The 23,855-nt window shown below is 41.1% G+C and carries 20 protein-coding genes, 3 tRNA genes and 1 pseudogene; 15 read left to right on the plus strand and 9 right to left on the minus strand.

What is annotated here, in order from left to right:
- Window positions 1-72 precede the first annotated feature (72 nt).
- Both folP and AC0T5Z_RS04020 read left to right on the plus strand, forming a co-directional pair.
- Window positions 73-927 (plus strand): dihydropteroate synthase, encoded by an 855-nt coding sequence (gene folP, locus AC0T5Z_RS04015; RefSeq protein ID WP_435337658.1) that lies wholly within the window; start codon window positions 73-75, stop codon window positions 925-927.
- 91 nt (window positions 928-1,018) lie between these two features.
- Window positions 1,019-1,333 (plus strand): DUF5713 family protein, encoded by a 315-nt coding sequence (locus AC0T5Z_RS04020; RefSeq protein ID WP_291340656.1) that lies wholly within the window; start codon window positions 1,019-1,021, stop codon window positions 1,331-1,333.
- Window positions 1,334-1,358: 25 nt separating this feature from the next.
- Here AC0T5Z_RS04020 and AC0T5Z_RS04025 read toward each other — a convergent pair whose 3' ends face one another.
- Both AC0T5Z_RS04025 and AC0T5Z_RS04030 read right to left on the minus strand, forming a co-directional pair.
- Window positions 1,359-1,784, minus strand: coding sequence for a hypothetical protein (locus AC0T5Z_RS04025; protein WP_291340657.1), 426 nt, complete (start codon window positions 1,782-1,784; stop codon window positions 1,359-1,361).
- A gap of 115 nt (window positions 1,785-1,899) precedes the next feature.
- Window positions 1,900-1,985 (minus strand) — tRNA-Leu (locus AC0T5Z_RS04030).
- A gap of 209 nt (window positions 1,986-2,194) precedes the next feature.
- On the opposite strand from AC0T5Z_RS04030, the pseudogene AC0T5Z_RS04035 reads away from it, so the two are divergent.
- The 3 genes and pseudogenes from AC0T5Z_RS04035 to AC0T5Z_RS04045 form a co-directional block, all read left to right on the plus strand.
- A pseudogene (locus AC0T5Z_RS04035) lies at window positions 2,195-2,467 on the plus strand (PhoD-like phosphatase N-terminal domain-containing protein); the annotation flags it as partial.
- Window positions 2,468-2,507: 40 nt separating this feature from the next.
- The gene (locus AC0T5Z_RS04040; RefSeq protein ID WP_473786247.1) at window positions 2,508-3,170 is read left to right on the plus strand and encodes an IS1595 family transposase; all 663 of its coding nucleotides are present in this window, start codon (window positions 2,508-2,510) and stop codon (window positions 3,168-3,170) included.
- Between the two features lie 30 nt (window positions 3,171-3,200).
- Window positions 3,201-4,706 (plus strand): alkaline phosphatase D family protein, encoded by a 1,506-nt coding sequence (locus AC0T5Z_RS04045; protein WP_435337514.1) that lies wholly within the window; start codon window positions 3,201-3,203, stop codon window positions 4,704-4,706.
- An 86-nt stretch (window positions 4,707-4,792) separates the two neighbouring features.
- On the opposite strand, the gene AC0T5Z_RS04050 is transcribed toward AC0T5Z_RS04045, so the two are convergent.
- From AC0T5Z_RS04050 to AC0T5Z_RS04060, 3 genes are all read right to left on the minus strand, one after another.
- Window positions 4,793-5,524, minus strand: coding sequence for a hypothetical protein (locus AC0T5Z_RS04050; protein ID WP_435337515.1), 732 nt, complete (start codon window positions 5,522-5,524; stop codon window positions 4,793-4,795).
- A 109-nt stretch (window positions 5,525-5,633) separates the two neighbouring features.
- Window positions 5,634-5,719, minus strand: a tRNA-Leu gene (locus AC0T5Z_RS04055).
- A gap of 15 nt (window positions 5,720-5,734) precedes the next feature.
- Window positions 5,735-5,808 (minus strand) — tRNA-Cys (locus tag AC0T5Z_RS04060).
- A 153-nt stretch (window positions 5,809-5,961) separates the two neighbouring features.
- On the opposite strand from AC0T5Z_RS04060, the gene folD reads away from it, so the two are divergent.
- A complete protein-coding gene (folD, locus tag AC0T5Z_RS04065; RefSeq protein WP_291340662.1) occupies window positions 5,962-6,810 on the plus strand; it encodes a bifunctional methylenetetrahydrofolate dehydrogenase/methenyltetrahydrofolate cyclohydrolase FolD in 849 nt (282 codons plus the stop codon).
- Between the two features lie 199 nt (window positions 6,811-7,009).
- Window positions 7,010-7,678 (plus strand): class I SAM-dependent methyltransferase, encoded by a 669-nt coding sequence (locus AC0T5Z_RS04070; RefSeq protein WP_435337516.1) that lies wholly within the window; start codon window positions 7,010-7,012, stop codon window positions 7,676-7,678.
- Between the two features lie 39 nt (window positions 7,679-7,717).
- On the opposite strand, the gene AC0T5Z_RS04075 is transcribed toward AC0T5Z_RS04070, so the two are convergent.
- Window positions 7,718-8,152 (minus strand): hypothetical protein, encoded by a 435-nt coding sequence (locus AC0T5Z_RS04075; RefSeq protein ID WP_435337517.1) that lies wholly within the window; start codon window positions 8,150-8,152, stop codon window positions 7,718-7,720.
- A gap of 292 nt (window positions 8,153-8,444) precedes the next feature.
- Window positions 8,445-10,274: a phosphoenolpyruvate carboxykinase (GTP) gene (locus AC0T5Z_RS04080; RefSeq protein WP_291340666.1), complete on the minus strand. Its 1,830-nt coding sequence runs from the start codon at window positions 10,272-10,274 to the stop codon at window positions 8,445-8,447.
- Window positions 10,275-10,688: 414 nt separating this feature from the next.
- Between AC0T5Z_RS04080 and AC0T5Z_RS04085 the strand changes: the two genes are divergently transcribed.
- The 5 genes from AC0T5Z_RS04085 (at window position 10,689) to AC0T5Z_RS04105 (ending at window position 15,967) form a co-directional block, all read left to right on the plus strand.
- Window positions 10,689-11,627: a diacylglycerol/lipid kinase family protein gene (locus AC0T5Z_RS04085; RefSeq protein WP_435337518.1), complete on the plus strand. Its 939-nt coding sequence runs from the start codon at window positions 10,689-10,691 to the stop codon at window positions 11,625-11,627.
- Window positions 11,608-12,381 carry a metallophosphoesterase family protein gene (locus tag AC0T5Z_RS04090; RefSeq protein ID WP_291340670.1) on the plus strand — a complete coding sequence of 258 codons (774 nt, stop codon included), beginning with the start codon at window positions 11,608-11,610 and terminating at the stop codon, window positions 12,379-12,381. Before AC0T5Z_RS04085 ends, AC0T5Z_RS04090 begins: the two co-directional genes overlap by 20 nt.
- Window positions 12,382-12,566: 185 nt before the next feature.
- Window positions 12,567-12,857: a co-chaperone GroES gene (locus tag AC0T5Z_RS04095; RefSeq protein WP_004972131.1), complete on the plus strand. Its 291-nt coding sequence runs from the start codon at window positions 12,567-12,569 to the stop codon at window positions 12,855-12,857.
- 59 nt (window positions 12,858-12,916) lie between these two features.
- A complete protein-coding gene (gene groL / locus AC0T5Z_RS04100) occupies window positions 12,917-14,551 on the plus strand; it encodes a chaperonin GroEL (protein ID WP_435337519.1) in 1,635 nt (544 codons plus the stop codon).
- Window positions 14,552-14,815: 264 nt separating this feature from the next.
- Window positions 14,816-15,967 carry a helix-turn-helix transcriptional regulator gene (locus AC0T5Z_RS04105; RefSeq protein ID WP_435337520.1) on the plus strand — a complete coding sequence of 384 codons (1,152 nt, stop codon included), beginning with the start codon at window positions 14,816-14,818 and terminating at the stop codon, window positions 15,965-15,967.
- A gap of 37 nt (window positions 15,968-16,004) precedes the next feature.
- On the opposite strand, the gene AC0T5Z_RS04110 is transcribed toward AC0T5Z_RS04105, so the two are convergent.
- A complete protein-coding gene (locus AC0T5Z_RS04110; protein ID WP_473786264.1) occupies window positions 16,005-16,682 on the minus strand; it encodes a hypothetical protein in 678 nt (225 codons plus the stop codon).
- Between the two features lie 784 nt (window positions 16,683-17,466).
- Here AC0T5Z_RS04110 and AC0T5Z_RS04115 point away from each other — a divergent pair.
- The 3 genes from AC0T5Z_RS04115 (at window position 17,467) to AC0T5Z_RS04125 (ending at window position 22,807) form a co-directional block, all read left to right on the plus strand.
- A complete protein-coding gene (locus AC0T5Z_RS04115) occupies window positions 17,467-20,559 on the plus strand; it encodes a multidrug efflux RND transporter permease subunit (protein WP_435337522.1) in 3,093 nt (1,030 codons plus the stop codon).
- A gap of 175 nt (window positions 20,560-20,734) precedes the next feature.
- On the plus strand, window positions 20,735-22,069 hold the full coding sequence (gene mgtE, locus AC0T5Z_RS04120) for a magnesium transporter (RefSeq protein ID WP_435337523.1): 1,335 nt from the start codon (window positions 20,735-20,737) through the stop codon (window positions 22,067-22,069).
- Between the two features lie 147 nt (window positions 22,070-22,216).
- A complete protein-coding gene (locus AC0T5Z_RS04125) occupies window positions 22,217-22,807 on the plus strand; it encodes a DUF4112 domain-containing protein (protein WP_435337524.1) in 591 nt (196 codons plus the stop codon).
- Window positions 22,808-22,919: 112 nt separating this feature from the next.
- Here AC0T5Z_RS04125 and htpX read toward each other — a convergent pair whose 3' ends face one another.
- On the minus strand, window positions 22,920-23,825 hold the full coding sequence (gene htpX, locus AC0T5Z_RS04130) for a protease HtpX (RefSeq protein WP_004972117.1): 906 nt from the start codon (window positions 23,823-23,825) through the stop codon (window positions 22,920-22,922).
- Window positions 23,826-23,855: the final 30 nt, after the last annotated feature.

A 23,855-nucleotide genomic window follows, 5' to 3' on the forward strand; every position in this document is an offset into this window, starting at 1 on the left:
ACTGAAAAGAATTCAGCATCTTCAAAATTAGCCTTGTTAAAATAAGCATTTCAAATTAAAAGGAAGACAAGCATGCAGCTAATGCCATTACCAAAACGCATATTGCAATGTGGGCGTTTGAGTTTAGACTTGTCTCAGCCGCATGTGATGGGAATTCTAAATGTGACACCAGACTCGTTTAGTGATGGTGGGCGACATAATGAAAAAGATGCTGCTGTGGCGCGTGCGTTGGAAATGATGACCGAAGGTGCAACCGTGATTGATATTGGTGGTGAGTCTACACGTCCGGGGGCAAGTCCAGTCGGTGTGGAAGAAGAAATGCGTCGTGTGGTGCCTGTGGTAGAAGTCTTGTCTGCTTATGATGTGGTACTTTCCATTGATACGTCACAACCAGAAGTGATTCGTGCTGCGGTAGCTGCAGGGGCACATATCTGGAATGATGTACGTGCGCTGACCCGACCAAATGCGTTGCAAACAGCCGCAGATTTAAATATCCCTGTGGTTATTATGCACATGCGCGGTGAACCAACCACCATGAACAATTTAGATCAATATGATGATGTCACTGCAGATGTGATTGCAGAGTTGCAGCAACGTGTCGCCGATGCTTTGGCGGTAGGGGTCAAGCCTGAAAATATCATGATTGATCCAGGTTTTGGTTTTGCGAAAAATGCACAGCAGAATCTGAAACTGTTAAATGAGTTGCATCAACTTAATGGTATGGGGTATCCAATTTTGTCAGCATTGTCCCGTAAACGCTTTATTGGTGAAGCTTTGGGTGGGGCAGAGCCAACACAGCGTGCAGTCGGTTCTGTAGCGGCACATTTACTCAGTATTCAGCAAGGTGCCTGTATGGTGCGTGCGCATGATGTTAAGGCTATGTCTGATGCTATTAAAGTTTGGCAAGCAATGCAATTAGCAAATTAAGCGCTGTTTGTAGATTTGAGGCGAAGCTAGAATTAAAGTCCTGCTTATGCTATATAAGCACGCTTAAATATCTGTATTTTTGAGTGCCTGTATGTTTGCAGATTTACTTCTCCCTATGTTTGATGATGAGTTTTATCCTGATATTTTAGTTGCTGAGTTAAAACAACTGATTCAACAGTTTGCAAAACACGTGTCCAAATCCAATTTATCTGAAGCGGATATTTATCATTTTGCCGATCAGACCGTGCAAGCCATCAATAAAATGAAACCACAATTTGAAGATCTGGATTCAGATTTGGACGATACCGCAGCAGATTATATTGCTGAGGCGATGATGATGGTGTTGCAAGATCAAGGCTATTTCGAGATTGAAATGGAAGCGTTAATTGCAACGCGAGAGTGGTGATTGATCACTCTCTTGTATCTTTAATTTATGGGTGATTCAATAAATCATCTAAAACATCATTCAAATGGCAACTTTGTTGTGTATGTAGTTCTGCAATTTCCCGTACATTCAGCGTGTATTGCCCATTGTGTTCACTCGGCTTTGCAATTAAATTCACCCAAAACTTTGTATTTTGTTGCAGCAAAGTTTTGAGTTGCTTTTTATCTTCAGGATTTTGGAAATCTAATAAATATAAATCGTTGCCTAAGCTGCAACGACGTAGTTGTAACTCTTGCTTTTTATATTGCACTGTTCCCGCAAAAATATCATAAAATTCTGCATCAGTTTCAATTGGGCTTACGGACTCGGTTGCTGACTCAAGGCTGGGATTTTGTGCCTGGCTTGCAAAACTGAGCAAGCAGCATAAACAGGTCATCCACTTGAAAGAGAAGATAAAGCGTTGTAGAAACATTGCAAATCATCGGCACATAAATATTATTGTTTTCAATATTATATTTTTTAGGCATAAAAAAACCAGCGTAATGCTGGAGTTCTTTATTTGCACCATTTGAATGATTTCATTCAAATGGTGCCCGAGGCCAGACTCGAACTGGCACGCTTTGAGGGCGGGGGATTTTAAATCCCCTGTGTCTACCGATTTCACCACTCGGGCATGTGCGCAATAATAGAGGACGAAATAAATCTTGGCAAGTAAATTTATTTACAATTGCTTTCTTTTCAATCAATTCAATTCATTAGCCATTATAGACATCTCTATTTAGCTCATTTTTTCGATTTGTCATTAATCCGTCATCATTTGGAGATTAAAGCGACATCATGATTCTTTATGTTGTTTGCTTTAGAAAAATAAAAGGAAAATTTATGAGCATTCGTTTAAATCGTCGTGAACTGATTCAAAAAGGTTTAGCGGGGTTTGGGGCACTATCATTACCTGTGGCGTTGACTGCATGTCGAGATGACAATGAAAACACAGCAGGAAGTACACTAAAAGTGCAGTTTTTGCATGGTGTCGCCAGTGGTGATCCGCTGCATGATCGTATCATTTTATGGACTCGCTTAACACCTAATGACAATGCAGCGCGTCTTGAGGTGGTGTGGGAAATTGCGAGTGATGAGGCGTTTAAGCAATTGGTAAGGCTCTAGACTAGCAGAATAGATATGTTAGTCTAGAATCATGATAGAAAACAGTAAATTAAGTCACTATAAGATTAAAAAAATTATTCAGTGCTTTTGCATTGATATTCCTGCTTCTAAAACAGCCTTATTGCTTAACTTGAACCGTAATACCATCAACTATTGGTACATGCTTTTTAGAGAAGCAATCTACGATCATCAAACAGATTTAAGAGCAAAGTTTGTAGGTTCTATTGAAGTTGATGAGAGCTATTTTGGAGCAAAAAGACAACGTGGTTTTCATGGGAAATTGAAGCGAGGTCGAGGTACTTTAAAACAACCTGTATTTGGAATATTTGAAAGGAATGGTCGAGTTTATACAGAAATAGTCCCTGATTGTAAAAAGACTACATTACAACAAGTTATCTTAGGTAAAGTTGCACTTGAAAGTGTAATTTATAGTGATGGTTGGCGTGGATACAATGGTTTGGTAGATGTTGGTTACTCAAAGCATTTTAGAGTAAATCATGGAGCGAATGAATTTGCCAGAGGACAATGTCATATAAATGGAATAGAATCATTCTGGAGCTTTTGTAAAAGAAGGCTAGCAAAGTTCAACGGTATATCAAAAGAGTATTTTGATTATCATCTTAAAGAAACAGAATGGCGTTGGATGAGGGAGTCTAATGAGCTAGCAACAGAGTTGTGGGACCTCATTAGGTAAAACTAAGTGCAAATCTGCTAGTCTAGAGCCTTGGTAAATACTGGCAAAGTACAAACCAATGCAGCGCAAGATTTTACAGTGAAAGTGGACGCAGATCGTTTGCAGGCAGGGACTGAATATTATTACCGTTTCCGCTTTGGCAATACAGTTTCAGCTGTAGGACAGACCAAAACCTTGCCACAACGCAGCGATCAGGTGAAATTTGCAGTTTGCTCTTGCTCGAACTACCCTGCAGGATATTTCCATGTCTATAAAGAAATGGCACAGGAAAATAATCTAGATGTGATTATTCACTTGGGGGATTACATTTATGAATATGGACAAGGTGGGTACGCAACTGATGATGCAAAACAGTTAGGGCGTACCTTTGCTGCAGACAATGATAAAGAAATTATCAAGTTAGATGATTATCGTAAACGCTATGCTTTATATCGTACCGATGCCGATTTGCAAGTCGCACACCAACGTTATCCATTTATTGTAATTTGGGATGACCATGAACTCAGTAATGATACTTGGGAAGCGGGCGCAGATAATCATCAAGAAGGTGAAGGTAGCTTTATAGAGCGCCAGATTGCAGCCTTGAAAGCCTATTTTGAATGGATGCCGATTCGTCCAGTTGCAGAAAATGATCACTTAAATATTTATCGTCAATTTGATTTTGGTGGTTTGGTCAATTTGATGATGCTGGATACTCGTATTTTGGCACGCCATAAGCAATTAGATTATGCAGATTATATGACGGCAACAGGTATGGATGTTGCCCGATTTATGGCAGATTTAAGCAGCAATAGCCGTAGTTTATTGGGCGTAAAACAACTGCAATGGTTACAAGCACAATTGATGCAGTCCACTGCCAAATGGAATGTGTTGGGCCAACAAGTATTGATGTCTAAGATGTTTATTCCACAAGAGCTGTTATTGCTTTTAGAACAAGTGACCAGTGGCAATGCTACTGTAGAAACGCTTGCACAGATTAAACAAAAAATTGCTGATTTACTCACACTGAAAATGCGTTTAAAAGCTGGTGATCCTACGCTATCAGCAATGGATAAAGCACGTTTGAGTACAGTTGCACCCTATAACTTAGATGCCTGGGATGGTTATGCCTACGAGCGCGAAGTTGTGTATGGTACCTTGCAACAGTTAGGCAAAAAAGCGGTAGTGTTGGCAGGTGATACCCATAATGCTTGGGCTGCAAGCTTGTATACACATGCAACAAATCATGAGGTTGGGGTTGAGTTCGCGACCAGTTCGGTATCATCGCCAGGCATTGAATATTACTTAAATGTGCCTGCAGCGGAAATGGTAGAGTTAGAGAATGCCTTCAAATTGCTGATTGATGAGCTGGATTATTGCAACCTAAATCAGCGTGGTTATTTAACAGTGACTTTTGATCATGATCAAGTGGTTGCCGATTGGAAGTTTGTGGATACGGTGAAGGCACGTGAATACAAAGTTGATTCAACACGTAGTCATCAAATGACCTACGATGTGCACTTAAAACCAATCATTGAAGTTGCTAAAACCGCCTAAAATTGGTGTGATGTTTACAGAAAACCGAGTTTAAGTTGCTCGGTTTTAATTTTTTTGATGAGTTTTCTGATGTTTGGAGTGAAATTTTAATCGAGTTTCTCTTGAATATAACTGTCTAAATCTATGTATTTAATGCTTTTACATAAATTATGCTCAGCCTGCATAAGTTGTTGGTGTAATTGGGTTGCATGTTGATATTGCTGATTTAATTGGGTAAAACGAGGACTCTTTTTATTAGAAAAATACATCCGATATTGAATTTTGGCAGCCTGACGATATGACCAATATGCAGCACGGCGAAATTGCGTCAAGCAATATTTTTGTTCAAGGCTAATGTGGTCACGAAACATATTCTCTTTATAAAAACGTACAAAACCAAAACTAATACAGAGAAAGAATAAAATCCCTTGCAGAATTGCATTCTGAACATAGGCAAAATTTACTGCTTGTAACAGAATCAATACTGCTATTTTCACAGTGGCGTGTTGTTGCAGTTGATACCATGATGCGGAACTGTGTTTAATTTGATACAACACATAAGGTAGAAGCAGCATAAAACCTAACATGATGGCTAAAATCGCCAATGCTTTGGCTTGAAAGGCGTCGTACAGCGGTGCAAGGTGTTGAATGCCGTGTGCCAGACTGATTGAAATAGGAATAAAAATCAGGCAGGCCAAGACCCAAGGAATCATTTCTTTCCAATCATCCAACATACCTTTGCTTTGAATAAAACCATAAAACAAAATATTTCTTTTAAATGCAGCAGGGTATTGTTGTTGCAATTGCTGCAAATCAAGAAGCGCTTGTTTTGGGTTCATAGAGGCATCATTGAATATTGAATGAAGAAAGGAAAACCTAAAATTTAGGCATAAAAAAACCAGCGATATGCTGGGTTCTTTATTTGCACCATTTTAATCTGTTTTAAAATGGTGCCCGAGGCCAGACTCGAACTGGCACGCTTTGAGGGCGGGGGATTTTAAATCCCCTGTGTCTACCGATTTCACCACTCGGGCATAGTTTTACAAGATTGGAGGCGGAGGTCGGAATCGAACCGGCGTCCACGGAGTTGCAGTCCGCTGCATGACCACTCTGCCACCCCGCCGCGTCTTGTTGATGCGTATATTAGCAAGCTCTGAAAAAAAAACAATACTATTAAATGAGCAGATGCACATTAATTCGGCATATAGAATAAAATAGCCTAAATAATCATGTATTATTTGCAAAATTGATTCATATCAACATTTGGAGATGTGCCGTGGCATTAATTTTAGATGGTCGTGCATTGGCAAAACAAATTGAAGCTGATCTGTTAACACGAGTAGAAGCGTTAAAAGCAAAATCAGGTCGTACCCCAATTCTAGCGACTATTTTGGTCGGTGATGACGGTGCATCTGCAACTTATGTACGCATGAAGGGTAATGCTTGCCGTCGTGTGGGCATGGATTCTTTAAAAGTAGAATTGCCAACAGAAACCACCACAGAACAACTTTTGGCAGAAATTGAAAAGTTGAATGCAAATCCTGATGTTCATGGTATTTTGTTGCAACACCCAGTTCCTGCACAAATTGATGAGCGTGCTTGCTTTGATGCAATTTCGCTTGAAAAAGATGTAGACGGTGTGACTTGCCTTGGTTATGGACGCATGGCGATGGGTGAGGCTGCTTATGGTTCTGCAACACCAGCAGGCATTATGACCATCCTAAAAGAAAACAACATTGAAATCGCAGGCAAACATGCTGTTGTTGTGGGGCGTTCAGCAATTTTAGGTAAGCCAATGGCTGCGATGCTGCTTGAAGCCAATGCAACGGTAACAACTTGCCATTCACGTACACAAAACTTGGCAGACTTTGTAAAACAGGCCGACATTATTGTAGGTGCGGTAGGTAAAGCAGAATTGATTCAAAAAGACTGGATTAAACAAGGTGCTGTGGTTGTTGATGCAGGCTTCCATCCACGTGATGGCGGTGGTGTTGGTGATATCCAATTGCAAGGCATTGAAGATATAGCTTCTGCCTATACGCCTGTACCAGGTGGTGTTGGCCCAATGACGATTACAACGTTGATTCGTCAAACAGTTGAAGCGGCTGAGAAAGCGTTAGGTTAAGCCCGATCTCCCTCTTTTGCGCTTCAATTTAAAAGCAATGCTTTAAATTTTGCTCTGGAGAGGGAAAATTCATTACTAAAATAATGGATGCTCCTTCTCCCTTTGCGAGAAGCTTGGAATGAGGCGTTAGAATAATCCTCTCCCTACCTCTCCTTAAAGAAGGGAAGGGAATTTTTTAAATCACAACGAATAAAATCCAATGAGCTGTACCTTTCATTTTCCTAAAGCCCCTGAACATCTCTTAGATGCTTTGCATGATGTGATTCCAAATTGTGAATTACTTGCACTGCAATTGCCTGAAACGCCTATTTCGCTATGGCTTATTCCACCCGTATTTTCGACTGACAAGTTGGATGATGAAGTCATTCGTCGTATTTGGAATGATACACCTTACTGGATTTTCTGTTGGGCTTCAGGACTTGCAATGGCGCAATGGTTATTGGCAGAACCGCAGCAAGTTAAAGATAAAGTCGTTTTAGACTTTGGTGCAGGTTCAGGCGTGGTGGCGATTGCTGCAAAAATGGCAGGTGCTAAACGGGTAATTTGCTGTGATATTGATTCTATCAGTCTTGCAGCCTGTCGTGCCAATGCTGAATTGAATAATGTGGTGCTTGAATATTTAGATGATCTATACAAAGCAGAACAAGTGGATGTTTTGCTAGCTGCCGATGTGCTTTATGATCAATGCAATCGCTTTTTTTTAGATGAGTTCTTAAAGTTTGCTCCAGAGGTTTGGGTGGCAGATAGCCGAGTGAAAAACTTTAGTCATCCACAATATATAAAAATAGATGAACGCAGCGCGACCACATGGCCAGATTTGGATGAAGCCAAAGAGTTCCGTAATGTGAGTTTTTATAAGACGCGATAAATCATCACGTCTTATAGGAGGTAAGTTTTGTGATACGAATTAATTACAGCTATAACGCACAATGCGCAGTGAGCTTGGACGAGCATCTAAGGCCTGACGTGTAGCATAGTTTTCAGTGCTATGCAGTTCAGGTGTGTTTGATAAGCCAATAGATGTACGGCTTTGTCCAAGTTGGCGACCAAACGGGTCTTGTTGGTTAGCTGCAGGATTCACCACTTCATTCATACTTAAAATACGCAATTGATAAGTTTTATGTGCACCAAGTTCTTCTTGGCAGGCACGCTGTAATTTGCTTTCATCGCGCTGCTGGTTTTGACGTCCTGCAAGTGTGTAGGCTAATACTGCGGTGCGATCAGTTTTGCTTTCGACTTTATAGCCGACAAAACTTTTCTCATTTTGCTCTGGCAAACTTTGACAAGCGGATAAACCCAACCCAAGTCCCGTCATAGCGAAAATAATCATTGTATTCTTCATGGTTTTATTCATGATCATGTCCCAGGTTTTGATGTCATTTCATTCTTGTTGTAAGTATGCCATAGCTGATAGGACAAAGCATGGCTTTGTTGGCGGTGTAGCTGGCTGTCTATATTTGGGGTTGATGAGCGTGTGCTTGTGATGTCATGTTTTTACCTTGAATCTTCGTATTATTTAGTATTTACACATCAGGTGGGATTGTTGAAGAGCTGATTTCGATGCTTTAACACCTAAAATATCAGGGCAATAAAAAGGTCACCGAAGTGACCTTTTCTTGCTAATCGGCGTTGAATTACGCAGATTTAACCGCTTCAAGTAAAGCAGCTTGACGTGCTTTCAATGCAGCAGGTAAGCGCTCACCAAGTTTGTTGAATAACTCAGTGTGACTTTCTAACTCTTTGATCCATTGTTCTTTGTCTTGCGCTGTAACAGTTTCAAATTGCTCTTTAGAGAAATCTAAACCAGTCCAGTTCAATTGCTCATACGTTGGAACAAAACCAATTGGAGTTTCAACAGCTTCTGCACGACCTTCGCAACGATCAATGATCCACTCAAGTACACGCATGTTTTGACCAAAACCAGGCCATACGAAGTTGCCTTCTGCGTCACGACGGAACCAGTTTACGTTGTAGATGCCTGGTAATTTGTTACCTGCAGCTTTTGCTTTTTCGCCAACTTGCTCACCCATTTCTAACCAGTGAGAGAAGTAGTCTGCCATGTTGTAGCCAGCAAATGGCAGCATTGCAAATGGGTCACGACGTACAATACCTTGTTGACCAACTGCTGCAGCAGTGGTTTCAGAACCCATAGTTGCTGCTTTATATACGCCATCTACCCAGTCAAATGCTTCAGAAATTAGAGGCACTGTGTCTGCACGACGACCACCGAAGATGAATGCTGAAATTGGAACACCTGCTGGATTTTCCCAGTCAGCATCAATAGAAGGACATTGACCTGCTGAAACAGTAAAGCGCGCATTTGGATGCGCTGCTTTTTCTGCGCCAGTGTGTGGTTGACCTTTCCAGTTGGTTAAATTTGCAGGAACTTCTTTAGATAGACCTTCCCACCATACTTCGCCATTGTCAGTTACGGCAACGTTGGTGTAGATCACGTCTTTGTGAAGAGTTGCCATACAGTTCGGGTTGGTCTTAGTGTTTGTACCAGGAGCAACACCGAAGAAACCTGCTTCAGGGTTAATGGCATATAAGCGACCATCTTCACCTGGCTTGATCCAAGCAATATCGTCACCTACAGTTTCAATTTTCCAGCCTTCATAACCTGTAGGTGGAATTAACATCGCAAAGTTGGTTTTACCACATGCAGAAGGGAACGCTGCTGCGATGTAGTGTTTTTCGCCTTGTGGATTGGTCACGCCTAAAATAAGCATGTGTTCTGCTAACCAGCCTTGTTCACGGCCCATTGCAGAAGCAATACGAAGCGCTAAGCATTTTTTACCCAATAATGCGTTACCGCCGTAACCAGAACCATACGACCAGATTTCACGAGTTTCTGGATAATGTACGATGTATTTTTCTTTGTTACATGGCCAAGCAACGTCTTTCTCACCTTCAGCCAAAGGCGCGCCCACAGTGTGTACGCAAGGAATAAATTCGCCATCTGTGCCCAATACGTCATAAACAGCTTTACCCATACGAGCCATTTTAGACATGCTGACAGCAACATAAGGAGAGTCAGTTAATTCAATACCGATGTGCGCAATGTGGCTACCGAGTGGACCCATAGAGAATGGAACCACATACATGGTACGACCAGCCATTGAGCCGTCGAATAAACCGTTTAATTTAGCGCGCATTTCAGCTGGCGCTTCCCAGTTGTTCGTCGCACCAGCATCTTCTTTGTTTTCAGAGCAGATGTAAGTACGGTCTTCAACACGAGCAACGTCAGAAGGATCAGAATTTGCAAGGTACGAACCAGGGTGTTTTTCTTGGTTTAATGCTTGCATGGTGCCGTTAGCGATCATCAAGTCGATTAGACGTTGATATTCTTCTGCGCTACCGTCACACCATTCAATTTTTGCTGGTTTCGTTAACTTTGCAATTTCTTCAACCCATGCAATAAGCTTAGGGTGACGAACGAATTCTGGTGCGTTCACTTGGGTCATGGTGAGGCCTATCTTAAATGTGTACAAGTTGTGTACAAAGTACAATCTGAACAATGGGTACATAGTTCAGATGAAATATGAAAAAAAGTGGCTGTATTAAAGCACAAAAAGATATAAAAAATAAGACATAGGCTTGATTCAGCTTTATGTGAACGACACCATATAAATTATGAATAATATATATGAAACATAGGCTTACAATTTTTACGTGCTCCACTTATTATTATTTTGAAAAATTATGGGCATTATTTATTTTAATTATTTTTAATTTAAACAGTTGTTTATGTGTTTAATTCTTTAAGGAGTGATTATTGATTTAATGAATGTTCATTATTCGATTTTTACATAAAGCCGCTTTTCATTTGGCATTAATTGGTTAAAGATAGAGCAAAAGCTTTAAAATGATTGAAGAAAATGTCGATAACTTTACAGCCTTTATCTCTTATTTATAATCAAAAATCAGGATTTCATTCAACACACCAAGAAGGTGTCTATGAAGAATTGTTGCACATTTTGTCACAGCATGGTTTTGAAATTCAATTGTTTGAAATGAGTGAAATCGGCAACTTTGATCAACTGATGCAACAGGTGTTAGCGCGGCATGAAGCAGCGCATTTAAGTGGTGTTGTGGTTGCGGCAGGTGGTGATGGTACTTTAAACGCAGTGGCAGCTAAACTGAAAGGCACTCGCATTCCGATGGGCATTTTACCTTTAGGCACGTTTAATTACGTGGCGCGTTTATTGAATATTCCTCTAGATTTAATTGAAGCTGCACAGGTTATTGGCACAGGCACGACGCGCGCTGTGCATGTGGCACAAATCAATCAACATATTTATTTAAACAATGCTAGTTTAGGTTTGTACCCTTTATTTATCCAAAAACGTGAGCGTTATAACCAATATTTAGGGCGTTTGCCTTTACATGCCTACACCTCGGCTTTAGATGTATTACTGCGTGACCGTAAAGAATTAAAACTAGAGTTAGAGTTCGATACAAAGCGCTATCCACTGAAAACCCCACTCATTTTCTTTGGTAATAATCAATTGCAACTGTCTGAAATGAATTTACACATTGCCAAAGCGGCTGCAGCGGGGAAAGTTGCTGGTGTTGCAGTGACAAAGTCTGATAAATTGACTTTATTTAAAATTCTGTGGCAATTTATTCAGGGGAAGGCTGAGCAAGCCAATGATATTTACAGTTTTGCAGCAGAGCATGTGGTCATTCATAGTAAATGTCTACAACTGACCGTGGCGCTTGATGGAGAAATTGTTAAAATGCGCCCGCCACTACGTATTTCTGTATTAAAAAATGCATTAAAAATTAAGGTGCCGCATGCTGCTGCATCTGTCTGATTTGCACTTTGGCACTGAAAATGTAGCGTGTATGCAGGCAATTCAACAGCTGTGTGAAAGTATGCGTCCTGAAGCTGTAGTGGTAAGTGGTGATTTAACCCAACGTGCACGCTATGCACAGTTTTATGCCTGTAAGCATTTTTTAGACAGTTTGAATTTGCCGTATTTGGTTGTGCCAGGTAATCATGATATTCCGCTATATCATCTTTGGAATCGTTTTTTTAGCCCATTTGCACGGTATCAACTGTTTTTTGGACGTATGGAAACAATTTTGGAAATCGACCATTTTTATGTGATTGGAATAAATAGTATCAGGCGACGTTTTCACACCCGTGGGCATATTTCTTTGAATCAAATTCAGGCGGTTGATGCTTTTCTGCAAGCCGCGCCAAGCAATAAGTTCAAAATTTTGGTGGCGCATCAACCATTTTATACAGCTCCAGATGATCGTCACGGCATTAAAGATTGCCCAGTGTTAGGGCGAATTGCCTTAGAACAGTGGAGCAAAAATGGTTTATATGCCTTGCTGCATGGACATTTACATCAACCTGCAGTGTATGACTTAAATCAAATTTATGCGTTAGGTGCAGCGCATCCTGTGCTTGATATTCATGCGGGTACTGCAATTTCGTATCGTTTGCATCAGGGTATGCCGAATAGCTTGAATGTATTGTATAACAATGGTGATGTGCAGCATTACATTTTTGATACCGCACAAAAGCAATTTGTATTGTGGCAAAAAAATGCAGAATAAAACATCGAACTAGCCAAATTGTTTAAAAAAACAACAAAAACTCAAATATTTTTAGCTTTTCCCCTTGAAGCGTTTTTTTCCATCCCCACAACAGTGTCATCTAAAATTTATTTTGATGATGACCAAAGGAATAAATAAGTCGTCATCAAGAATCTACACATTGACCTAGTCTGATGGAGTTATTTATGAGCAACATTCGTCCATTACATGACCGCGTAGTAATTCGTCGTGTTGAAGAAGAAACAAAAACAGCTGGCGGTATTTTGCTTCCAGGTTCTGCTGCAGAAAAACCAGCGCAAGGTGAAGTGATTGCAGTAGGGAATGGTCAAATCACAGACAATGGCGTGCGCGCTTTAGATGTCAAAGTGGGCGACAAAGTCTTGTTTGGTACTTATGCAGGCACCACAGTTAAAGTAGACGGTGAAGAACTTCTAATTATGAAAGAGTCTGATATTTTAGCAGTACTTGAAGGCTAAGTTCAGAACTCATATTCAAAGCAAATTTGAACATTATTTAAAAATATTTGGAGTTAAACATGTCAGCTAAAGACGTAAAATTTGGTGATTCAGCTCGCACAAAAATGATTGCAGGTGTAAACGTACTTGCAGACGCAGTTAAAGTAACTTTAGGCCCTAAAGGTCGTAACGTGGTGATTGACCGTTCTTTCGGTGCACCGCACATCACTAAAGATGGTGTATCTGTTGCGAAAGAAATTACCCTGAAAGACAAATTTGAAAACATGGGTGCGCAATTGGTTCGTGAAGTATCGAGTAAAACCAATGACATCGCAGGTGACGGTACGACCACTGCAACAGTACTTGCACAAGCCATTTTAAATGAAGGCATCAAATCTGTGACTGCGGGCATGAACCCAATGGATTTGAAACGCGGGATTGACCTTGCTGTTAAAGCAGTAGTTGAACACATTAAAGCCACTGCTAAACCAGCATCTGACACGAAAGCGATTGAGCAAGTCGGTTCTATTTCTGCAAACTCTGACACGACTGTGGGTAAGTTAATTGCAGAAGCAATGGAGCGCGTGGGCAAAGAAGGCGTGATTACCGTTGAAGAAGGTTCAAGCTTTGAAGACTCGCTTGACGTTGTAGAAGGTATGCAGTTTGACCGTGGTTATATCTCGCCATACTTCGCTAACAAACAAGATACTTTGACTGCAGAACTTGAAAATCCATTCATTCTTCTTGTTGATAAAAAAATCGGCAACATTCGTGAATTGATTAGCGTTCTTGAAGCCGTTGCGAAAACAGGCAAGCCATTATTAATTATTGCTGAAGATGTTGAAGGCGAAGCGTTGGCAACTCTTGTTGTGAACAACATGCGCGGCATCATTAAAGTATGTGCGGTGAAAGCGCCTGGTTTTGGTGATCGTCGTAAAGCAATGCTTCAAGATATTGCAATCTTGACAGGCGGTACGGTTATTTCTGAAGAAATTGGTATGTCTTTGGAGCAAACTTCTCTAGAGCACTTGGGTAGTGCGCACAAAGTAACAGTCTCTAAAGAAAACACCGTGATTGTGGATGGTGCTGGTGATGCAAATCAGATTTCTGAGCGTGTTCAGCAAATCCGTGCGCAAATTGAAGAATCTACTTCTGAATATGACAAAGAAAAACTTCAAGAACGTGTTGCTAAATTAGCAGGCGGTGTAGCAGTCATCAAAATTGGTGCTGCAACTGAAGTTGAGATGAAAGAGAAGAAAGACCGTGTAGATGATGCGCTTCACGCAACTCGCGCTGCGGTTGAAGAAGGTGTTGTTGCAGGTGGTGGTGTTGCACTGGTGCGTGCTGCATCTGCACTTGATGGTCTGACTGGTGCTAACGATGACCAAAACGTAGGTATCAACATTCTTCGTCGTGCAATCGAAGCTCCGCTTCGTCAAATCGTAGCCAATGCTGGTGATGAGCCATCTGTAGTAATCAATGCTGTGAAGAACGGTGAAGGTAACTATGGTTATAATGCTGCGACTGGTGAATATGGCGACATGCTGGAAATGGGTATTCTTGACCCTGCAAAAGTAACTCGTTCTGCACTTGAACATGCGGCTTCTGTTGCGGGCTTGATGTTAACCACGGAATGTATGATTACTGAAATTCCAGAAGAAAAGCCAACAATGCCTGATATGGGCGGCATGGGTGGTATGGGCGGCATGATGTAATCCATCATCTTCCATAAAGTTAAAAAAAAACCTCGTATTTTTATACGGGGTTTTTTTATGGTGCAGGTTTTTTTGTAAGTTGGAAATTATGCACATGAAAAAGCAAAATTGCCCAACTAATTTCTATTTACACATTAAATGTGTGATATGTATCTAAACTACTTTTTTTTGTGAATAAAACTCATTATTCTATTTAGAACAATAAGAAAAACAAATGATTAAATAAATGCAATGCAGGCTGGAGTAGGCATTAAGGGGTTAAAAATGGATAACCAAGAACACGAAATTATAGGCAGTATTTATGATGCCGCTGTAGATGTGAGTTTATGGCCGCAAGTAATTGAAAATATTGTTCAATATACAGATAGTAAAACCGCTATTTTTACTGCTTTAGACCAATTTAGCCCAAGTTACGATTTTTTATTTAGTCACAATATTCCAGATGAAGCTTTGCATGCCTATCGTGATGAGCGGATTCGCGTGATTGACATGCAGTTACACCGAGTATTGTGGGAAAATTCGGGTGTGGGGCAAGTAGCGAGCTCGGATTTATCGCATTATGGGGAAAACCCTGAAAGTGATGAATATATCTTTTATGAACGCTGTTTGAATCCAACGGGAATCAGTTATATATCCGCTGTTTTGCTTGATCAAGGATCACATCGCTGGGCGGTTTTAGGGTTACACCGTGCGCCTGATGCAGCGCCGTATCAACAAAAAGAGTTGGATTTTTTAAAGCAATTGGGGGTGCATTTGCGCCGTGCTTTACAAATCCATCGTCAGTTTAGTTTGGTTAAACAAGAAAATTTAAGTTTGTATAGTGTGCTCGATCATTTAAAAACAGGTGTAATTTTGCTTGATCATCAGCTGAGTTTGACTTATTCAAACCCTTTAGCTCAAAGCATGATTGAACACGATTCATGTTTAGATTTGGATTTGTATAATCATTTAAAAACCCATGCTTATGATCAAAGTCGTTTAGATCAATTATTAAATTCAGCCTTATTAGGACAGTCTGCATTAAATGCAGATGTAGGCGGTGTATTGGCTTTGTCAGATCTGAAAGGACGAGAATTAATGCTGACTATCGTGCCTTTTTCTAAATTAAAAAATATGCAGCATCAAGATGCAGGACAACATCAAATAGCGGTATTTCTGACCGATAAACATCAACTCTACGCCTTGTCAAAAGCCTATTTGCAGCAAGCTTATCAATTGTCTAAACGTGAGTTTGAGCTGTGTGAGTTGTTGCTGAATGGTTGTAAGTTAGAAGAAATCGCTGAACATTGTGGAATTACCCTCAGTTCGGTGCGCACTTATTTTAAAAATATTTATGAAAAAACCCAATGCAACTCGCAAATTGAGCTCATGCATTTATTAATGGGCTGTACCATTCATTTTGAGCATATTGGTTAATGCAGCCTAAGTCGGGCTTAGGCTGCTTCTGAGTATTTTAGTTACTACGTTGAAGGGTAACAGAGGGTTCGCCTTGTGTGCCTATGGTCAGACTTGTGCCTGAAATAGTATAGTTTACAATTGATTTGGAATTGTCAAAGCTATCATGGAATCCAGCACATTCGTTAGTGTCATAAAAAACTTCGGTAGGTGTGAGTGTATTCGCAGTAATGGATAACTTGCCATATTCAATTCCCGCCCAACCGCAATCTTCACCACCTTCTCCATCTAGGAAGAAGTAGTAGTTATTGTCAAAGAAGGCAAAGAGTTGAGTTTCTGAGAACTTCCAAGTACCGACTAGACCTGATGATTGTTTGACTTTAGTTAAAATATAGGTGCTATTACTTCCTACATCGGTCAGCACTAAATCTGTACCGTTATAACTTAAGCGGTATTGACCATCATTGTCAGGATGTGAAAGCCCGTAGTCACCGTTTGTATCGAGTGAGATCTCTGGACTCAGCGCTGAAGTTAAAGCATTCCAATTTAGTCGTCCTATTTCAATACCAGGTTGCCCCGTTACATCAGCTTCATCTGCTTCACCTAGCGCGTAACGTCCGTCTGGTAAAATATGTAATACAACAGCAGATGTATTGGTGCGTCCAATTTCCCAAGTTCCAGCAATATCTTTATAAAAGGTGGCTTGGAAGTTTTCTGCAGCTTTTTCTGGTGTCACGAGTTGGTCAACTGTGAGGGTTGTTTTGCTAAGCACTTCAGTTGTGAAATCGGTGCTATTTTGTTCAAAAGTTAGATTTACAGGGTTGAAGGCTGCTTGAGTCTCTGCACTAATCTCAATCCCATTACTATGGTCGCCATCGCTATCTAAAGATTGTAAAAATACCATTAAGTTGGTACGGGCATTTTCACTTTCAGCCAAATCTAGTGGGGTAATACGTGCTTTGGCTTTAATCGCTTCACCCAGTTGGACATCGCCAATAAAGAAGCGGACAGTATCACCCTCTGCATATTCAAACTCACCTTTATCATTGGTTGTACCTTCACTACTTTCACCTGAACTCGAAGCTCTGAGATATTTAACCCCAGTTACAGGTCCATCGGTCAGTATCCCAGTTTTTAGGGAGCTTGAAGGTGGGGGAGCAGAACTACCAGAATCATTGTCTGAACCACCACATGCGCTGAGTAAGCCTGCTAAAGTTAAGCATAATAAAGTTTTTTCATCATGAATTCCTTGTTATTTAAATTGTCATGTCTGCAGTATAGAAATAAGATGAATCTAGGTGCTATCCCAAAATTGGGAGGGTAAATTAAAAAATCTGTAAGAAAGAATGAAGACCAATCAACATTTTTGTGTCAAAACTAGGTTTTTTGATATGCAGTCATAGAAGTTCTATTTAGCTGTGTTAATTTGAAATACAGTTTCAAGTTTTTTTGATGATCTTCATCCACTTGATTCATTTCATATAAATATCAATATTGTTATCTATAAGTGATCTAGTTTTATGCTGTCTAAATTTTTTATTGAACGTCCTATTTTTGCAGGTGTGCTCGCCATTGTGGTGATGGCACTCGGGATTTTTTCAGTATTAAATTTACCTGTAGAACGCTACCCAGACATTGCACCACCTCGTATCACTGTCAGTGCAACCTATACAGGAGCTTCGGCAGAAACTGTTGAAGAAAGCGTCACACAGGTTTTGGAACAGCAAATTAAAGGCTTAGATCACTTACTGTATTTTAGTTCTAGCAGTGATTCTTCAGGACGAAGTCGAATCAGCATTAGCTTTGAAAATGGTACCAACCCCGATACCGCACAAGTCCAGGTACAAAATGCGATTAATGGTGCAATTAACCGCTTACCTGAAGATGTGCAGCGTCAGGGGGTGAATGTCTTTAAGTCATTGGGCGATACCCACATGGTCATTGGGCTGTACGATGCCACAGGCAAAAGCAGCAATATTGCATTGTCTGACTATATGATGAGTCATTTAGAGCAAGAGTTGGCACGCATTGAAGGTGTGGGTGAGGTCGATGTTTTTGGTGCGCAATATGCAATGCGGATTTGGCTGAATCCGATAAAGTTAAAACAATATGTGCTGATGCCAAGTGATGTACGTGCTGCGGTATTGGCACAAAATACTCAAGTTGCAGCAGGGGCAATTGGTGAATTGCCCACAGCACAAGAACAATATCTCAATGCCAAAGTCACCTCAGGTTCACGCTTAAAAACGGTAGAAGAATTTGAAAATATTATTTTAAAAGCAGATCAGGCAGGTGGCTTTGTTTATTTAAAAGATGTGGCACGTATTGAGCTTGGTGCAGAAAATTATCAAAGCTTTAATACCATTAATGGTTTTCCATCGGCAGGTATGGGGATTTCATTATCGTCTGGTGCCAATGCGTTACAAACTTCAGCCTTAATTCAAAAACAAATTGAGCATTTAAAACATCAATTGCCCGAAGGTTACCAAATTGTCTATCCACGCGATAACACGCCTTTCGTGCAGGAATCGATTAAAGAAGTGGTGAAAACTTTAATTGAAGCGGTGATTTTAGTTGTCATCGTGATGTTCTTGTTTTTACAAAACTGGCGCGCGACGCTCATTCCTACCGTAACCGTGCCTGTGGTGATTTTAGGCACCATGGCCGTGTTGCAACTCTTTGGCATGAGTATTAACACGCTGACCTTATTTGCTTTGGTATTGGCGATTGGTTTATTGGTGGATGATGCGATTGTCGTGGTCGAAAACGTCGAGCGTTTGATGCACGAACAGCAGCTCTCGGCTAAACAGGCATCCATCGCATCGATGCAGGAAATTAGTGGTGCTTTGGTCGGTATTACTTTGGTTTTAACCGCAGTATTTATTCCTATGGCATTTTTTGGTGGTTCAACTGGAGTGATTTATCGCCAGTTTTCCATCACCTTAGTCACTGCGATGGCACTGTCTTTAGGTGTGGCATTAATTTTAACGCCTGCCTTATGTGCCTTGATTTTAAAACCCAACCCACAACCAGCCCAATGGGCCATCTGGTTTAATCAAAAACTGGAACGCATAAAACAACACTATCTCAAATTAGCAGGCTGGACGATTCAGCATAAAGCGGTATGTCTAGTTGTTTTTGCAGGTTTACTGACAGTTTTTGCTATGTTTTACCGTGCCTTACCTACCAGTTTTATTCCCAATGAAGATCAGGGCATGTTGACGGTGCAGTTTAAATTGCAGGAAGGTGCGCCGTTGTCTAAAAGTCGTGAAGTGGGCGAAAGCATACGTGAATACTTTATGCAGCATGAAGCCCAGAATGTCGATTTGGTGATGATTCGTTATGGACGTAATTTTTCGGGAACAGGGCAGAATTTAGGGCAGGGTTTTATTGCGCTAAAACATTGGGATGAACGTCAAGGGCAGCAACATACTGCACAAGCCATTCGTGAACGCGCCATGCAGCATTTTCGACAGCATCCCAATGCACACATTACCATTGGCATGCCCGCAGCAGTCCGTGGTTTGGGGCAAACAGATGGTTTAGAGTTTTGGATGCGTGATGTGAACGGTACAGGACGTGATTTTTTAACCCAGCAATTTCAAAATTTGCAGCAGCAAGCCACTCAATATCCAAGCTTTAAAAATTTAGATCAACGCGCCAATCCTGAAAAAGCAGAGCTAAACGTCACGATTGATCAGAAACAGGCGATGGCTGCAGGTTTAAATCAAACAGCGATTAACAGTACTTTAGCGGCTGCTTGGGGCGGCAGTTATATCAACGATTTTATTGACCGTGGTCGAATTAAGCGCGTGATTATGCAGGGTGATGCCGAGTTTCGTGGCAAACCTGAAGATTTGAACCAATGGTCGGTACGCAGTCAGCAAAATCAAATGGTACCTTTTAGCCAGTTTGCTCAACTCAGCTGGAGTGGTGGGCCAGAAGTGGTCAATCGGTTTATGGGTTATAGCGCTTTGCAAATGGAAGCTGACACTGCTGAAGGATATAGCTCGGGGCAGGCGATGCGTGATTTAGAACAGATGGTGGCACAGCAGCAGGGCATTGACTTGGCATGGAGTGGATTGTCTTTTGAAGAAAATCAGTCCAGTAATCAGGCTTTGTTACTGTATTTGGTTTCTATCGGGTTTATTTTCTTGTGCCTTGCGGCCTTGTATGAAAGTTGGAGTATTCCCACAGCGGTCATGAGTGCCATTCCTTTAGGAATTGGTGGAAATATTATTTTCAGTTATTTGGCAGGTTTCCCAAATGACATTTATTTCCAAATTGCATTGCTTACCACCATTGGTTTGTCATGTAAAAATGCCATCTTAATTGTGGAATTTGCTTCGGCTGCGCAGCAACAAGGCAAACAAGTCATTCAAGCCGCTTTGGAAGGTGCGAGTTTGCGGCTTAGACCTATTTTAATGACCTCATTGGCATTTGGTGCAGGTATTTTACCGCTAGTATTTGCGTTTGGTGCAGGTGCAGCAAGTCGTCAGGAAATTGGGGTGAGTGTTTTGGGTGGGGTAATTTTTGGCACAATTTTAGTGCTTGTTTTTATTCCATTTATGTATGTGCTGATTCGTGCTGTATTTCAAGTCAATCGTTCTTAGTCTATGAATTAAAGGTGTTTTTTATTAAGTACTTAGCAGAATAATAGGCTATGATATAAAACGCTCAAAATCTTGCATTCATCAACCTGTTTTCGGATTTTAAGCACTGGTTTGGGCTGAGACACTTCGCCCATTCTTCATTTTACGTTTTGGAATGATGGAGTGGGGGAGATCAATGACCAATCTGCACGCTGAACAGTTAGAACAAGCCTTGCAATTACATCAGCCAAGTACAGTGAGCAGATTGATAGATGGTATCAACCCTGCCGATTTAGCCGACTTAATGCAGCACTTGAGTCTGAAAGCACAGCTTAGTTTAATTGAGCAAATTGACAGTGCTGCCTTAGTGATGGAATTTTTACCACTGCATTCACAACTTCAAATTGCCGAAGCGATGGTACCGCAGCAATTGGTCAAACTGATTTCAGCCATGCATTCAGATGACCGTACCGATTTATTTAAGTTACTTTCGCCGCCTTTACAGCACTTTGTCAGCTTACACATTACGGAAGAAAAACGCGCACAGATTCAGACTTTAGCGCGCTATCCTGAAGAATCTGCGGGCGCGATTATGAGTTCGGATTTCGTGGTGCTCTCACCAGAACTAAACATGCAGCAAGCTATAGCTGAATTGCGCAGAATGACCGCAGATCGGGAAACTTTGTACCTGATTTATATTGTCGATGAGTTGATGAAACTATTGGGAGTGATTTCTTTAAGAGAAATTATTCAAAACCCACCTGAACAAAAAATTAAAAATGTGATGTGCACCGATTTAGTCACTGGTTTAGTGACAGAAGATCAGGAAAGTATTGCGCAAAAACTCAGCCATTATGATTTTTTGGCCTTGCCGATTGTAGACCACGCACAGCATTTACTGGGGATTGTCACCTACGATGATGCGATGGACGTGGTACAGGCAGAAACCACGGAAGACTTTTTAAAATCCAGTGCGGTCGCATCTTCTCCTGGCATGAGTATAAAAACTGCGCCAATTTTGTTTCTATACCGCAAACGTGTGTTTTGGTTGGTGATTTTGGTATTTGGTAGTTTATTGTCAGGAATCGGCATTGCCCATTACGAAGATATTATTGCAGCACATATTGTGCTGGTTTTTTTCTTGCCACTTTTGGTCGGTAGTGGTGGTAATGCGGGTTCTCAGTCTGCGACCTTAATGGTACGGGCACTAGCTACAGGCGATGTGCAATTTAAAGATTGGTTGCATTTACTCGGGCGTGAAAGTTTAGTAGCGCTGTGTTTGGGTGGAACTATGGCTTTTGCGGTCTCAATTTTAGGCTATTATCGTGGCGATATGATGGTGTCTGTAGTATTAGCACTGAGTATGTTGGGCATTGTGCTGATGGGCTGTTTAATTGGCATGAGTCTACCTTTTATTTTGCATCGCCTGAAACTAGACCCTGCTAGTGCCTCTGCGCCTTTGGTAACATCGATTTGTGATGCAACAGGCGTGGTGGTGTACTTATTTATCGCTTCGCAGTTGTTACTTTAAATGCTGTCGGTGATGATGTGACTCATTGCAATTTTATCTTAAAACTTTTTCCATTGATCAAAATTCTATTTATCAAAACAATACAGACTTGAGCAAAAAACAGCTTTATTCTCAAGTAGATTGCACTTACCTAACGATACGTTTTCTATGCCAGAACCTGCATCTTCAAAAAAACTTAGCCAGCAAGAGGTGATTCGCTTAGAGCGCGATTTAGCCAAATTTGCCAATATGATGGATTCTGTGGTGCGTATTCCATTTACCAAGCAGGGTGTGGGAGCCGATGCTGCATTGGGAACTGTACCTATTGCAGGGGATGCTGCAGGTTTTGCACTGACCTGTTATGCGATTTATAAAGCCAAACAAATTGGCGTACCGCAAACCAAACTCACGCCAGTGATTAAACTTGCTGTGGTGGATGCGGTGGTTGGTTTTGTGCCAATTGTCGGTACACTATTTGATGTATTTATTCGCCCAAGCCGCAAAGCTTTAGATGTAGTGCATACGCATATCCGTGAAGAATATCAGATTCACAGTGAACATCATGTGGTGCATCCTTTTTTACATGAGCGATTGGAACATAAACAACAATACTCGGCATTTTGGCGTAATCCCGTAGTCGCATGGCTGTGGTTACATTTGCCTGATTTGCTTGGCGTGATTTTTCTTATTTTCTTTGTTTGGGCGGTCTGGCTTGGTGCAAGTTGGTTGTGGCACTGGTCGCAAAGTTTTGGGTTTTAAAGAACCTGTTTAATATATTCCAAAACTACGCAGCAGATCTAATTTACAGACATGAAAAAAAGCTTCCCTGAGGAAGCTTTTTGATGTAACTGTTACTGTATCGCTATGAGCATTAAGGTAAATTTAATTGCTGTAAAGCTGCAACACGTTGTTCAATACTTGGGTGAGTTTGGAATAACGCTGCCAAGCTAAAACCTTCTTCTTTGCCTGCAGAAATTGCAAAAGCTTTCATTTCTTTTGGCATAGCATCTGGCATTTCAGACTCTGCTTGTAAACGCAATAACGCAGAAATCATAGCTTGTTTACCTGCTAAACGTGCACCTGCTTCATCTGCACGGTATTCACGTTGACGCGAGAACCACATCACAATTGAAGATGCCAAAATACCAAAGACAATATCTAATACAATGGTAATTGCAAAGTAAGCTAAGCCTGGGGCTTCGCCATCTTCACGACCAAAGACATTACGGTCAATAAAGTCACCTGCAACACGAGCAAAGAACATGACGAATGCGTTGACCACGCCTTGAATTAGCGCCAAGGTCACCATGTCACCATTGGCAACGTGCCCAATTTCGTGTGCCAAAACTGCACGTAATTCATCTTTGTTCATACGCTCAAGTAGCCCTGTAGATACAGCCACTAAAGCATCGTTTTTATTCCAACCTGTTGCAAAAGCATTCGATTGGTAAGAAGGGAAAATACCCACTTCTGGCATTTTGATACCAGCACGTTGCGACAATTGTGCAACTTCATTTAATAACCACGCTTCAGCTTGGTTACGAGGGGCATTTGGGTCAATTAATTCAGTTCCAGTTGTTTTTTTCGCCATCCATTTAGACATGAATAGTGAAATTAAAGAGCCAACCATACCAAAGACAAAACAGATGACCAACAGGTTGCCTAGGTTTAAGCCACCCGCGCCATGGTAACTACCGACACCGAAGAGTGACAAAATTATGCCAGCTACAACCAGTACCGCGAGGTTGGTTAGCAAGAACAAACCAATCCGCATCATTGAGTAAATCCTCTTATATTAAAAATGTAA

It is taken from the genome of Acinetobacter pengchengensis (assembly GCF_982235305.1).

Coding starts and splice junctions, on each gene's coding strand:
- AC0T5Z_RS04095 (WP_004972131.1), top strand. CDS start 12,567: ATGAGCAACATTCGTCCATTACATGACCGCGTAGTAATTCGTCGTGTT.
- AC0T5Z_RS04115 (WP_435337522.1), top strand. CDS start 17,467: ATGCTGTCTAAATTTTTTATTGAACGTCCTATTTTTGCAGGTGTGCTC.
- AC0T5Z_RS04125 (WP_435337524.1), top strand. CDS start 22,217: ATGCCAGAACCTGCATCTTCAAAAAAACTTAGCCAGCAAGAGGTGATT.
- AC0T5Z_RS04090 (WP_291340670.1), top strand. CDS start 11,608: ATGCTGCTGCATCTGTCTGATTTGCACTTTGGCACTGAAAATGTAGCG.
- groL (WP_435337519.1), top strand. CDS start 12,917: ATGTCAGCTAAAGACGTAAAATTTGGTGATTCAGCTCGCACAAAAATG.
- AC0T5Z_RS04025 (WP_291340657.1), bottom strand. CDS start 1,784: ATGTTTCTACAACGCTTTATCTTCTCTTTCAAGTGGATGACCTGTTTA.
- AC0T5Z_RS04020 (WP_291340656.1), top strand. CDS start 1,019: ATGTTTGCAGATTTACTTCTCCCTATGTTTGATGATGAGTTTTATCCT.
- AC0T5Z_RS04075 (WP_435337517.1), bottom strand. CDS start 8,152: ATGAAGAATACAATGATTATTTTCGCTATGACGGGACTTGGGTTGGGT.
- folP (WP_435337658.1), top strand. CDS start 73: ATGCAGCTAATGCCATTACCAAAACGCATATTGCAATGTGGGCGTTTG.
- AC0T5Z_RS04070 (WP_435337516.1), top strand. CDS start 7,010: ATGAGCTGTACCTTTCATTTTCCTAAAGCCCCTGAACATCTCTTAGAT.
- AC0T5Z_RS04040 (WP_473786247.1), top strand. CDS start 2,508: ATGATAGAAAACAGTAAATTAAGTCACTATAAGATTAAAAAAATTATT.
- AC0T5Z_RS04050 (WP_435337515.1), bottom strand. CDS start 5,524: ATGAACCCAAAACAAGCGCTTCTTGATTTGCAGCAATTGCAACAACAA.
- AC0T5Z_RS04085 (WP_435337518.1), top strand. CDS start 10,689: ATGTCGATAACTTTACAGCCTTTATCTCTTATTTATAATCAAAAATCA.
- AC0T5Z_RS04105 (WP_435337520.1), top strand. CDS start 14,816: ATGGATAACCAAGAACACGAAATTATAGGCAGTATTTATGATGCCGCT.
- mgtE (WP_435337523.1), top strand. CDS start 20,735: ATGACCAATCTGCACGCTGAACAGTTAGAACAAGCCTTGCAATTACAT.
- htpX (WP_004972117.1), bottom strand. CDS start 23,825: ATGATGCGGATTGGTTTGTTCTTGCTAACCAACCTCGCGGTACTGGTT.
- AC0T5Z_RS04080 (WP_291340666.1), bottom strand. CDS start 10,274: ATGACCCAAGTGAACGCACCAGAATTCGTTCGTCACCCTAAGCTTATT.